The following is a 12,700-nucleotide window of genomic DNA, read 5'->3' as shown; positions in this document are numbered from 1 at the left end:
GTTTCTGGGTGGGAGTCGTCATGATGTCCTCACTTCACGTCGAAGGGGGCGGGGGCGGGGCGGGGGGCCCGCGCGGGCCGCCGGCGACGTGGGACGGGGTTCAGCGAGCGGCGGCGATGGACTCCTCGGCGGCCTGGGCCACGGCCTCGGCGGTGATGCCGAACTCGCGGTACAGGGTCTGGTAGTCGGCGGACTCGCCGAAGTGCTCGAGGGACACGGCGCGTCCGGCATCGCCCAGCAGGTCGTTCCAGGACATCCGGATCCCGGCCTCCACGCTCACGCGGGCCTTGACGTCGGATGGGATGACGGAGTTGCGGTAGTCCTCGTCCTGGGCGTCGAACCACTCGCGACACGGCATGGACACCACGCGGGCGGCCACGCCCTTGGCCTTGAGCTGTTCACGGGCCTCGACGGCGAGCTGGACCTCGGAACCGGTGCCGATGAGCACTACGTCCGGGGCGCCCTCGGTGTCCGCGAGGACGTATCCACCGCGGGCCACGCCCTCGGCGGAGGCGAACTTCTCGCCGTCGTGATCCGGGTGAAGGTCCTCCCGCGCGAACGTGGGCAGGTCCTGGCGTGTGAGGGCGATCCCGGCCGGGTGCTCGTGGTGCTCAAGGATGGTTCGCCACGCCACGGAGGTCTCGTTGGCGTCCGCGGGGCGCACGACGTCGAGTCCCGGGATCGCGCGCAGCGCGGAGAGCTGCTCCACGGGCTGGTGCGTGGGACCGTCCTCACCCAGGCCGATCGAGTCGTGCGTCCACACGTAGATCGAGGGCACGCGCATGAGCGCACCCAGGCGCACGGCGGGACGCTGGTAGTCCGAGAAGATCAGGAACGTGCCGGAGTAGGCGCGCGTCTGGCTGCTCATCACGATGCCATTGACGATCGCTGCGGCAGCGTGCTCACGGATGCCGAAGTGCAGCACCCGGCCGTACGGGGAACCGGACCACTGGGCCGTGGAGCGGGCCTCGGGGATGAAGGACTTGGCGTCGTCGATCGTGGTGTTGTTCGACCCCGCGAGGTCCGCCGAACCGCCCCACAGCTCGGGGAAGGTGTCCGCGATGGCGTTGATGACCTGACCGGAGGCCTTGCGGGAGGCCACGGCCTTGCCCGCCGGGAACGTGGGGAACGCGTCCTCGTAGTTCTCGGGCAGTTCCTCGTTCTTGATCCGGTCGTACAGTGCGGCCTTGTCCGGGTGGGCCTCACGCCAGCCGGCGAAGGACTTCTCCCACTGCGCGCGCTCCTGCTTGCCGCGTTCGCCGACCTCGCGCACGTGCTCGAAGATCTCGGGCTCGATCTGGAAGGACTTCTCCGGGTCGAAGCCCAGGATCTTCTTGGTCGCGGCGACCTCGTCCTCGCCCAGCGCGGAACCGTGCACGCCACCGGTGTTCTGCTTGGTGGGGGCGGGCCAGCCGATGATGGTGTTCAGGGCGATGATCGAGGGCTTGTCCGTGACCTTGGTGGCCGCGACGATCGCGTCGTACAGCCCCTGCACGTCCTCCTGGTACTCGCCGCCGTTGCGCCAGTCCACGCGCGTGGTGTCCCAGCCGTAGGCCTCGTAGCGCTTGAGGACGTCCTCGTTGAACGCCACGTTGGTGTCGTCCTCGATGGAGATCTTGTTGTCGTCGTAGATCACCACGAGGTTGCCGAGCTCCTGGGTGCCCGCCAGCGACGACGCCTCGGAGGTGATGCCCTCCTGCAGGTCACCGTCGGACGCGATCACGAACACGGTGTGGTCGAACGGGGAGGTGCCCTGAGCGGCGTCGGCGTCGAACAGACCGCGCGTGTAGCGCTGCGCGTACGCGAAACCCACGGAGGACGCGAGCCCCTGGCCCAGCGGACCCGTGGTGATCTCGACACCCGTGGTGTGGCGGTACTCGGGGTGGCCCGGGACCTTGGAACCCCACGTGCGCAGGGACTCGAGATCCTCCATCTCCAGGCCGTAGCCGGAGAAGTACAGCTGCAGGTACAGGGTCAGGGACGTGTGACCGGGGGAGAGGATGAACCGGTCACGCCCGGTCCAGCGGTCGTCGGAGGGGTCGTGCCGCATGATCTTCTGGAACAACAGGTACGCGACCGGGGCCAGGGACATGGCGGTGCCGGGGTGGCCGTTGCCCACCTTCTGCACGGCGTCCGCGGCGAGCACACGTGCGGTGTCCACCGCACGGGCGTCCTTCTCGGTCCAGTTCAACGGTTGATCGAGGTTCGGCACGGTGACGCGCCCCTTTCCTAGACGGGTTGTGCGGTCACGATCCGGAACACTCCGCCGCGGACTCGGCCGCGACGATCGGCCCGGAACGCATGTTCCGGGATCAACCTTAGTCCGGTGGGACGCCGCGTGGCAGGGACGACCGCGGCCCGCGCCACGGGCACAAGCGCGTGCCGGACATCACCCCGGCGTGGGCCGGGACCGGCGGCTATACTGATGACCGGGTATCGGTGCGCGTGCGGCGCGCCCGCCCCAGGCACTCCCGGCGCACGGCCGGGCCACCCACGTTCTTTGGAGCATTGATTCCGTGAATCACCTTGACACCGCGACGCACCCGGAATCCCACGGATCCCACGCGCCGCACGGACACGGAGTGACCGGGACCCGCATCGGGACCGTGGAGCCCGTGGGGTATCAGGGCCGGATGACCTTGGGTCGTAAGCTCAAAGCGTACGTGGCGCTCACGAAGCCCCGGATCATCGAACTGCTCCTCGTGGCCACCGTGCCCACCATGTTCTTCGCCCAGCAGGGCGTCCCCGATTTCTTGCTCGTGCTCAACACCCTGATCGGCGGCGCGCTCGCGGCCGGTGCGGCGGGTGCGTTCAACTGTTACATCGACCGCAACGAGGACCGGCTCATGCGGCGCACCGCCAAGCGCCCACTCGTGACCGGTGAGGTGGGGGAGCGTGAGGCCCTGATCTTCGCGTGGGTGCTTTCGGTCGTGTCCGTCGCGTGGCTGACCCTGGGGGTCAGCGTCTTGTGCGGTGTGCTCGGCGTGGTGGCCATCGCCCTGTACGCGGTGTTCTACTCGATCGTGCTCAAACGCCGCACCGCGCAGAACATCGTGTGGGGCGGGATCGCCGGGTGCATGCCCGTACTGATCGGCTGGGCCGCGGTGCGCGGGACCCTTGAGTGGCCCGCATTCGTGCTCTTCGCGTTCATCTTCCTGTGGACCCCGCCGCACTACTGGCCGCTGTCCATGAAGTACGCGGAGGACTATTCCCGCGCCGGCGTGCCCATGCTCGGTGCGGTGGACACCGCGCGCACCGTGGGCGCCCAGGTGGTGCTCTACGCGTGGGCCACCGTGATCTGCTCGCTGCTGTTGATCCCCGTGGGTGACGCCGGGTGGGTCTACGGTGTGATCGCCCTGATCTCCGGCGGCTGGTTCACGTACCACTGCCACAAGCTCTACGGCCTGGCCCGCGTCGGCAAGCCCACGCTCAAGCAGGCCATGTACGTGTTCCACGGCTCGATCGCCTACATCACCTTCGTGTTCGTGGGCGTGGCCCTGGACCCGTTCTTGGGTGGGCCCATTTTCTGACCCGGGCCGTTCCCGTCGGAGCCCTTCGGGCTTGCGTCTCGCCCGGCCCGCTCCAGCGTGCGGGATCCCGCCCGGGCGTTACCACGGACGACGACGCCGTCCGCCCTTCGTTCTCGACGTCACGCACGGGCTGGGTGTCCTGGAAAGCTGGTTAGGGTCACCTAAAATGGGTCCATGTTCTCGATGACCTTCTCCGGTGTGATCGCCTACCCCGTGACCCCCTTGCTCCCCGGTGGCGGGCTGGACCTGGATTCCCTCGAACGCAGTGTCGCGCGGCTCGCGCGCAGCGGAGTGTCCGGGATCGTGGTACTCGGGACCTCCGGTCTGTTCGCCTACCTGGACCCCCAGGAACGGGCGCAGGTGGTCCGCACGGCCGTGGACGCGGCGTCGGGCTCGGGGACGCCCGTGGGCGTGGGGATCTCCGCTATCACCACGCGGGAGGTCATGCAGTTCGCGTACTCCGCCGAGAACAACGGTGCCGACGGCCTGGTGTTGAGCCCCGTGAGTTACATCCCGTTGGTATCCCAGGAGATCGCGGACCAGGTGGAGACGGTCGCCTCCGCTATGTCCCTGCCGTTGTGCCTGTACAACAACCCGACCACCACCGGGTTCACCTACCCCGTGGAACTGGCCTCGGAGCTGTCGTGGCTGGACAACGTGGTCGCGTTCAAGGACACCGCGGCGTCCGGTCGGCTCTTCCACTCCCGCCAGCTGCTCTTCGCGCAGCAGGCCGAACCGGGCACCGTACACGGTGTGAGCCGCGATCAACTCATCGTGGACGAGTACCCGAGCGCGGCGTGGCACAGCGGCATGGCGGCGTTGCTCGCGCCCGAGTTCGTGGCCTTCCACCGCGCCGTCGCGGAGGGTCGCGCGGACGACGCCGCAGCCTGGAGCGCCGCGCTGCATCCCCTCATGCACCTCATGAGTCAGGAACGGCCCCTGTCGGTGCTCTACGCGTTGGCGGAGGTGTGCGGCGTTCGAACGAGCGCTCCCCGCCGTCCCCTGCTGCCCATCCCGTCCCACAGCAAGCGGCTGCTCTCGGACGCCGTGGAGCGACTGCGCTCGTCCGCACCTTCGGCGACCTTCGTCGCAGAATAAGCTCGGTGCCTCGCGATCAGCGCACGGTGTGCGCGGGTGTGGCGCGAGCGGCGTCGTCGGCGGGCTCGTCGATGGGTGCCGCGTACTCGTGGGTGTCCTGTGCGAGGTAGACGCTGAACGAGACCACCCGCGTGGCCGCCCAGATCAGCACGGCCGAGAGCACCATGTGCAGGGCCACGGCGGGAACCGGGACCCCGTTGAAGTACTGGTAGTACCCCAGCATCGCCTGGGCCACGATGACGACCGCCATGATGAGGTACGCGTTACGCAGGATCCGCGGCAGGGACTTCACGACGGTGAGGGCGATGCCCGCGATCACCGTGAACGTCAGGAGGTAGACGGGGATGGCGTGCGCCCGGGCGATCATCACGGAATCGAATGTGAGCCGCGCACTGTCCTCGTCCCCGGCGTGGGGGCCCGTGCCCGTGACGAGCGTCCCGAGGTAGAGGATCACGGCGGTGAGCACACCGGTCAGCGCCCCCAGCACGCGTGCGGCGGAGCGGGAGCCGTGCAATTGCCCCGGTCGCTGCTCGTATGCGACCACCGACAGCCCGTCCCGGCGGGTGTTGAGCACGAGCAGAGTGGCCAGGCTGATCATGATGGCCGAGATCAGGTAGTGCACCCCCACCACGAGCGGGTGCAGGTCCGCGTGGACGGTGATGCCGCCGATCACGGCCTGCAGGGGAATGCCGATCAGCAGGAACAGCGCCAGGCGGAAGAGCTTGGGGTGCTCGTGACGCAGTTTGAGCACCGAGAGGAACGTGAGCACCGCGACCACGGTGAGCACGAACGTCAGCAGGCGGTTGCCGAACTCGATCAGCCCGTGCACGCCCATCTCCTGGGTGCTGGTCCACGAGTCGGCGGTGCAGCGCGGCCACGTGGGGCAGCCCAACCCGGAACCCGTCAGGCGCACGAGCCCGCCCGTGAGGATTAACAGCGAGTTGGTCAGCAGGGATGCGACCGCGAGTCCCCGCACCCACGGGGTCACGGTGGCGGGCCACCAGAACGAATCGGTGGCGGTGCGGCGGGCGACATCAGACATGACGGAGCATCCAAGGGCAGAGGGGATGGGACCCCTCCAGTGTAGCGAGAACAGCGTGGGAAACCCCTGGGCGCAGCGGGCTCACGCGGGTGAGCTCACACCCACTTGAACCAGGCGACCGTGGCCGCCCAGCTGAGCACGGCCCACGCGGCGAGCACGAGCAGCGGCACGGGGGAGACACTACCCATCAGGAAGCATTCCCGCAGCGCCTCACCGGCCGCGGAGGACGGCAGCCACGCCACGAGCCACGAGAGCCACCCGGGCAGCACGCTCACCGGGAAGAGGACGCCGCCGGCGGCCGCGAGCGCGACCCATACGACGTTGAGCACGGCCAGGGTCGCCTCGGCGCGCAGGGTCCCCGCAATCAGCATGCCGAGCCCGGTGAACGCGAGTGCCACGAGGATCAGCAGGGGAACGGACCCCAGCACGGCCTCCCAGGACGGCCGCCAGCCCAGGGGCACGGCCACGGCCGCAATCACCGCGTACTGCACCGCGAGCACGGCCAGGATGGCCAGTAGCTTGCCCGCGATCAGCCCGGCGCGACCCAGGGGAGTGGTCGAGAGGTAGCGCAGCACCCCGTAGCGACGGTCGAAACCGGTCTGGATCCCCTGTCCGGAGAACGCGCTCGAGATCACGCACAGCACCAGGATCCCGGGCACGGCCACGTCCACGCGGGATGCGTCCCCCACGCGGTAGCCGTCCAACAGGTCGGTCACGGTCAGGGCCACGAGTGCCATGACGGGCAGGATCAGCAGAAGCAGCAACTGTTCGCCGTTGCGGATCATGGTCATGGTCTCGAAGCGCGCCTGAGCGAGCACGCGCCGGGGCAGGGACGCGGCCCCGGCGGGGGACGACGGCGCTGCGGTCACCGAGGACTCGTGGGTCGAGGTGCTCACGGGGCATTCCCCCCGGAGACTTCCAGGAAGACGTCCTCGAGGGATCGGGGTTGCACGCTCAGCGCCTCCGGCAAGGTGTCGTTCTGTGTGGCCCACGCGGTCAGTTCGCGGATCCGTGGTGCGTCCAGCGGGCCCGTTAGCGTCACGGTACGGTCCTGGACGCTCCATTCGACGTCGTCGAACCGCGGGGTGCGCCACGGCGGGTCCGCGCGCAGCAGACCGGCGTGCTCCTTGGCGAGCGTGATGCTCATCACGAGCGGTGCGTGGCGTTCGGCGCTGACCAGTTCCGCAACGGTTCCCTGCGCGGCGATCGTGCCCCGGTCCACGATGTAGACGTAGTCGGCCAGGCGGGCGGCGTCGTCCATGAGGTGCGTGGTCAGGATGATGCACACCCCGCTGTCCCGCAGGCGCCGGATCAGGTCGAAGACGATGTGGCGCGAGCGGGGGTCCAACCCCGCCGAGGGTTCGTCCAGGAACAGCACGTCCGGGCGGCCCACGAGGGCCGCGGCCAGGGCCACGCGTTGCTTCTGCCCGCCGGACAGGCGCCGGATCCCCGTGGTCAGGAACGATTCGATGCCCAGCAGCTCCACGAGTTCGACCACGGGCACGGGGTCCGCGTAGAGCCGGCTGACGTGGCGCAACAGTTCCCCGGGGCGCACTGACGGCGGTAGACCCCCGTCCTGGAGCATCACGCCCACGCGCGCCCGCAATGCGGGGGAGGCGTGCCACGGGTCCTCCCCGAGCAACCGGACGCTGCCCGAGGTGGGGCGCTGCAGCCCCTGGGCGCACTGCAGTGTGGTGGTCTTGCCGGCCCCGTTGGCCCCGAGCAGGGCGGTGATTTTCCCGTGCTCCGCGGCCAGGCTCAGCCCGCGCACGGCCCGGACGGGCTCACCCCGGCCCTCGAAGGTCTTCACGAGGTTCTCGATGTGCAGGGCGGGACCGGTGTCGGTCGCGGTCGCCGGGGACGTGGGAGCGGGGTCGGGGTGGATCTGCACCCGGATAGTCTAGAACGTCCGTCCCGGTACTGGCTGGAGGGTTCGCCGAAGGGTCTTAGGCCCCGGTTCCCCTATCGGAGCCGTTTGGCCGGGAATGGATTAGGACATACCCTCGTTATGTATTGCGTGTCCCACCACGAGGGTTTTTACGCTGCATGGCGCTCACCCGGTGGGATCGACGCGGACGCCGCGCCCCGAGCCAACCGTCATCACTCGAAGGATGTTGTACCGAGCATGAGTTCACCTGCCACGGACCGCGGTGCGGTCCGCACGGACCAGGATGACACCACCCGTTCCCGGGTGCTCTCGTTGGTGCTCGCCCACGGTCCCATCTCCGCCGCCCAGATCGCCAAGGACCTGGGGTTGACCCCCGCCGCCGTCCGGCGCCATCTGGACGCGCTCGAGGCCGAACAGTTCATCGAGGTCTCCGCCCTGCGCAGCGCGCAATCGGGCGCGGGGCGCCCGGCCCGGCGCTACGTCGTCGCCCCCGGAGGCCACGAACAGCTTGGCCACGACTACCTCGGACTCGCACACCGTGCGCTGGAGACCATGCAGCGCGTGGGCGGTGAGAAGCTCGTGCAAGCGTTCGTCGCCGAGCAGATCGAGCGCATGCGCGAACGCTACCGCCCGCAGGTCGAGGCGGCCGGGCCCGACGTCGACGACCGCCTCAACGCCCTGACCGCGGCCATGAGCCGCGACGGCTTCGTGGCCTCGCACACCACCGTGACCCCGCGGGGACCCAAGGGCGTTACGCTGCGCTCGGCGCAACTGTGCCAAGGCCACTGCCCCATCCAGGACATCGCGAGCGAGTACCCCGAGTTCTGCGAACAGGAAACCGCACTGATCTCCGAACTGTTGGACGTGGACGTCCGCAGGCTGTCCACCATGGCGGCCGGCGCCCACGTCTGCACCACACACGTCCCGCTGCAACTGCGCACTGCGGGTCACTCGAATTCCACCAACCACACAACCGCACGACAGGGAGGGTTGTCATGACCGAGCGCATTGTGCCCGCGGAGACCGCGGGCAACACGTCAGGTGACACCACGATTTCCGAGATCCTGGAGATGAACCCGGAGCTCGAGGGGATCGGTCAGTACCAGTACGGCTGGGCCGACAAGAACGACGCCGGTGCCTCCGCGCGCCGCGGCGTCAACGAAGAAGTGGTCCGGGACATCTCGGCCAAGAAGAGCGAACCGGACTGGATGACCCAGCTGCGGCTCAAGGGTCTGAAGTTCTTCGACCGCAAGCCCATGCCCACGTGGGGTGCGGACCTGTCCGGGATCGACTTCGACAACATCAAGTACTTCGTGCGCTCCACCGAGCAGCAGGCCGGCTCCTGGGAGGAGCTGCCCGATGACATCCGCAACACGTACGAAAGGCTCGGCATCCCCGAGGCGGAGCGCAACCGTCTGGTGGCCGGTGTGGCCGCGCAGTACGAGTCCGAGGTCGTGTACCACCAGATCCGCGAGGACCTGGAGCGCCAGGGCGTGATCTTCATGGACACGGACACCGCGCTGAAGGAGCACCCCGAGTTCTTCGAGGAGTACTTCGGCACCGTGATCCCGGTGGGCGACAACAAGTTCGCCGCACTGAACACGGCCGTGTGGTCCGGCGGGTCGTTCGTGTACGTGCCCAAGGGCGTGCACGTGGACATCCCGCTGCAGGCCTACTTCCGCATCAACACGGAGAACATGGGCCAGTTCGAGCGCACGCTGATCATCGCGGACGAGGACTCCTACGTCCACTACATCGAGGGTTGCACCGCGCCGATCTACAAGACGGATTCGTTGCACTCCGCCGTGGTGGAGATCATCTGCAAGAAGAACGCCCGGGTGCGCTACACGACCATCCAGAACTGGTCGAACAACGTGTACAACCTGGTGACCAAGCGCGCGATCGCCCACGAGGGCGCCACCATGGAATGGGTGGACGGCAACATCGGCTCCAAGGTCACCCAGAAGTACCCCGCGGTCTACATGACCGGTGAGCACGCCCGCGGTGAGACGCTGTCGATCGCGTTCGCGGGTGAGGGCCAGCATCAGGACACCGGCTCCAAGATGGTGCACATCGCCCCGAACACGTCCTCGTCGATCGTGTCCAAGTCCGTGGCCCGTAACGGCGGTCGTTCCGCGTACCGCGGTCTGGTGCAGGTGCGCGAGGGCGCCAAGCACTCCAAGTCCAACGTGGTGTGCGACGCCCTGCTCGTGGACACGATCTCCCGCTCGGACACCTACCCGTACGTGGACATCCGCGAGGACGACGTCACCATGGGTCACGAGGCCACGGTCTCCCGGGTCTCCGAGGAGCAGCTGTTCTACCTCATGCAGCGCGGTCTGCCCGAGGACGAGGCCATGGCCATGATCGTGCGCGGCTTCGTGGAGCCGATCGCCCGCGAGCTGCCCATGGAGTACGCGCTCGAGCTGAACCGTCTCATCGAACTGCAAATGGAAGGATCCGTTGGCTGATATGTCCACCACTGATCAGACCGCCCAGGACACCACCGAACAGGTGAACGGGGTCCCCACCGGTGAGGACCGCGTGGCGATTCCCGGGATGAGCCAGGAGGGCGAGACCCTCCAGGAGGGTCGTAACCAGGCCGGTGAGCCCGAGATCAGGCACACGGAGCACGGTGACATCTCCGGTGTCCCGGATTCCTCGCGCGCGGGTCGTTTCACCTCCTACGACGTCGCGGACTTCCCGCCGCTGAGCACCAAGCTCGAGGACTGGCGATTCACCCCGATCAAGCGCCTGCGCGGACTCGACGACTCCGCCCTGGACGGGCCCGCCCCGGCCGTGTCGGTCTCCGGTGGCGATGGCGTGGAGCTCACCACGGTCTCCCGCGAGGACTCCCGCATCGGCTCGGTGGGCATCCCCGAGGACCGGGTCTCCGCCAACGCGTGGTCCAACTTCCGCGAGGCCACCGTGCTCAGCGTCCCGCGCGACGCGCAGGTCACCGAGCCGGTCATCGTCACGATCACGGGTGAGTCGGCCGAGCCCGCAGCCCAGCACATCGTGATCGAGGCCGGGACGAACTCCCGCGCGCTCGTGGTGCTGCGCCACGTGGGCTCCGCCGTTCTGTCCCAGAACGTGGAGTTCTCGGTCGCGGACGGTGCCAACCTCACGGTCGTCTCGCTCCAGGAATGGGACGACGACTCCGTGCACGCCTCTTCGCAGCAAGCGAGCCTGGGCCGCGACGCGACCTTCAAGCACGTGCTCGTGAGCCTCGGTGGGGACCTCGTGCGGGTCACTCCGTCCACCCGCTTCACCGCTCCCGGTGGTGACGTGGAGATGTACGGTCTCACGTTCGTGGACGACGGCCAGCACCTGGAATCCCGGTTGTTCGTGGACCACTCCGTGCCCCGGTGCCGTTCCCGCGTGACCTACAAGTCCGCGCTGCAGGGCGAGAACGCCCACGGCGTGTGGATCGGCGACGTGCTGATCCGCGCGGAAGCGGAGGGCACGGACACCTACGAGCTCAACCGCAACCTGATCCTCAACGACGGCCCCCGCATGGACTCCGTGCCGAACCTCGAGATCGAGACCGGCCTGATCGCCGGCGCCGGTCACGCCTCGACCACGGGTCAGCTGGACGACGAGCACCTGTACTACCTGATGTCCCGCGGGATCCCCGAGCAGGACGCGCGGCGCCTCGTGGTGCGCGGGTTCCTGTTCGAGATCATCCAGCAGGTGGGCGTCGAGTCCCTCGAGGAACAGCTGCGCGCGTCCCTCGAGGACGAGCTGGCCCGCACCGAGAACTGAGCGCCCGGCCCACGCGCCGCGGCAGTTCCCATCCACGACCTTCCCGCATCCGGCTCGCGAACCGATCGGGTGCGCACGAACACTAGGAGAATTGCTTCATGTCAACTCTGGAGATCAAGGACCTCCACGCGTCCGTCATCCTGGACGACGAGACCACCAAGCCCATCCTCAAGGGCGTGAACCTGACCATCAATTCCGGTGAGGTGCACGCGATCATGGGCCCCAACGGTTCCGGGAAGTCCACGCTCGCCTCCACGATCGCCGGTCACCCCAAGTACCAGGTGGACTCCGGTTCCGTGACCCTGGACGGTCAGGACGTGCTGGAGATGTCCGTGGACGAGCGTGCCCGCGCCGGGCTCTTCCTGGCCATGCAGTACCCCGTGGAGATCCCGGGTGTGACCACCTCCAACTTCCTGCGTTCGGCCAAGACGGCGATCGAGGGCGAGGCCCCGTCCCTGCGTACGTGGACCAAGGACGTGCGCACCGCCATGGACAAGCTAAAGATCGACAACGACATGTTGCAGCGCAACGTGAACGAGGGCTTCTCCGGTGGTGAGAAGAAGCGTCACGAGATCCTGCAACTCGAGATCCTCAAGCCCAAGATCGCGCTGCTGGACGAGACCGACTCCGGTCTGGACGTGGACGCCCTGAAGATCGTCTCCGAGGGTGTCAACCGCGCCCTGCAGGAGGACAACACGGGCATCATGCTCATCACCCACTACACGCGGATCCTGCGCTACATCAAGCCGCAGTTCGTGCACGTGTTCTCGGACGGGCGCGTGGTGGACCAGGGTGGTCCCGAGCTCGCCGACCAGCTCGAGAACGAGGGCTACGACCGCTACGTGCGGGCCCCCGCCAAGTAAGTCCCCGCACACCACTTCAGAGGAGGTCGCGATGAGCGATTCCACCGAGACCGTCACGGCGGAGACCCCCGGTCCCAATGGCCAGGCGTCGCTTGCCGAGATCACGGATCTGTTGAAAAACGTGATCGACCCCGAGCTGGGTGTCAACATCGTGGACCTGGGGCTGCTCTACGGGCTGGCCTACCAGGATGACGATTCCCTGCGTCTGGACATGACGCTCACCACGGCCGCGTGCCCGCTGCAGGACGTGATCGAGGAACAGGTCGCCCAGAACCTGGCCCCCACCGTGGACGAGTGGCACGTGAACTGGATCTGGATGCCCCCGTGGGGTCCCGAGCGGATCACGGAGGACGGACGCGATCAGATGCGGGCCCTGGGCTTCAACATCTGAGTCGATGCGTGTCGTGGGGGGGGGGGGGGGGCCACCCCCCCCCCCCCCCCCCCCCCCCCCCCCCCCCCCCCGCGACCGCGGGCGCCCCCCCCCCCCCCCCCCCTCCGGGGGGCCCCCCCCCCG

Annotated in this window: 11 protein-coding genes; 7 read left to right on the top strand and 4 right to left on the bottom strand. The window is 68.2% G+C overall.

Features of this window, described 5'->3' with window-relative positions:
* Positions 1–100: 100 nt before the first annotated feature.
* Entirely contained in the window at positions 101–2,212 is a 2,112-nt protein-coding gene (tkt, locus tag A5728_RS01030) for a transketolase (protein ID WP_064845273.1), read from the bottom strand.
* Positions 2,213–2,633: 421 nt separating this feature from the next.
* Between tkt and A5728_RS01025 the strand changes: the two genes are divergently transcribed.
* Both A5728_RS01025 and A5728_RS01020 read left to right on the top strand, forming a co-directional pair.
* Complete coding sequence (locus A5728_RS01025) at positions 2,634–3,530, top strand: heme o synthase (RefSeq protein WP_064845276.1); 897 nt, start codon at positions 2,634–2,636, stop codon at positions 3,528–3,530.
* A gap of 174 nt (positions 3,531–3,704) precedes the next feature.
* A complete protein-coding gene (locus tag A5728_RS01020; RefSeq protein WP_064845272.1) occupies positions 3,705–4,628 on the top strand; it encodes a dihydrodipicolinate synthase family protein in 924 nt (307 codons plus the stop codon).
* A gap of 16 nt (positions 4,629–4,644) precedes the next feature.
* Here the strand turns inward: A5728_RS01020 and A5728_RS01015 are convergent, their stop codons facing one another.
* The 3 genes from A5728_RS01015 to A5728_RS01005 all read right to left on the bottom strand — a co-directional run bounded on the left by A5728_RS01015 (position 4,645) and on the right by A5728_RS01005 (position 7,561).
* Positions 4,645–5,670 (bottom strand): heme A synthase, encoded by a 1,026-nt coding sequence (locus A5728_RS01015; protein ID WP_064845271.1) that lies wholly within the window; start codon positions 5,668–5,670, stop codon positions 4,645–4,647.
* 95 nt (positions 5,671–5,765) lie between these two features.
* Positions 5,766–6,566, bottom strand: a complete 801-nt coding sequence (locus A5728_RS01010; RefSeq protein WP_231885420.1) for an ABC transporter permease — start codon at positions 6,564–6,566, stop codon at positions 5,766–5,768.
* On the bottom strand, positions 6,563–7,561 hold the full coding sequence (locus A5728_RS01005) for an ABC transporter ATP-binding protein (RefSeq protein WP_064845269.1): 999 nt from the start codon (positions 7,559–7,561) through the stop codon (positions 6,563–6,565). Before A5728_RS01005 ends, A5728_RS01010 begins: the two co-directional genes overlap by 4 nt.
* 234 nt (positions 7,562–7,795) lie before the next feature.
* On the opposite strand from A5728_RS01005, the gene A5728_RS01000 reads away from it, so the two are divergent.
* The 5 genes from A5728_RS01000 to A5728_RS00980 all read left to right on the top strand — a co-directional run bounded on the left by A5728_RS01000 (position 7,796) and on the right by A5728_RS00980 (position 12,577).
* Positions 7,796–8,557, top strand: coding sequence for a metalloregulator ArsR/SmtB family transcription factor (locus A5728_RS01000; protein WP_064845268.1), 762 nt, complete (start codon positions 7,796–7,798; stop codon positions 8,555–8,557).
* Positions 8,554–10,029 (top strand): Fe-S cluster assembly protein SufB, encoded by a 1,476-nt coding sequence (gene sufB / locus A5728_RS00995; protein ID WP_064845266.1) that lies wholly within the window; start codon positions 8,554–8,556, stop codon positions 10,027–10,029. The genes A5728_RS01000 and sufB overlap by 4 nt, the downstream gene beginning before the upstream one ends.
* Before the next feature lies 1 nt (position 10,030).
* Complete coding sequence (gene sufD / locus A5728_RS00990; RefSeq protein WP_064845265.1) at positions 10,031–11,323, top strand: Fe-S cluster assembly protein SufD; 1,293 nt, start codon at positions 10,031–10,033, stop codon at positions 11,321–11,323.
* A gap of 98 nt (positions 11,324–11,421) precedes the next feature.
* A complete protein-coding gene (sufC, locus tag A5728_RS00985) occupies positions 11,422–12,186 on the top strand; it encodes a Fe-S cluster assembly ATPase SufC (RefSeq protein WP_064845264.1) in 765 nt (254 codons plus the stop codon).
* 31 nt (positions 12,187–12,217) lie between these two features.
* Entirely contained in the window at positions 12,218–12,577 is a 360-nt protein-coding gene (locus A5728_RS00980) for a metal-sulfur cluster assembly factor (RefSeq protein ID WP_035962032.1), read from the top strand.
* Positions 12,578–12,700 lie beyond the last annotated feature (123 nt).

It is taken from the genome of Kocuria sp. ICS0012 (genome assembly GCF_001665945.1).
GTDB lineage: Bacteria > Actinomycetota > Actinomycetes > Actinomycetales > Micrococcaceae > Kocuria > Kocuria marina.
Note: the sequence above shows the minus strand (reverse complement) of the source record. Positions and strands in the feature narration are given on the sequence as shown.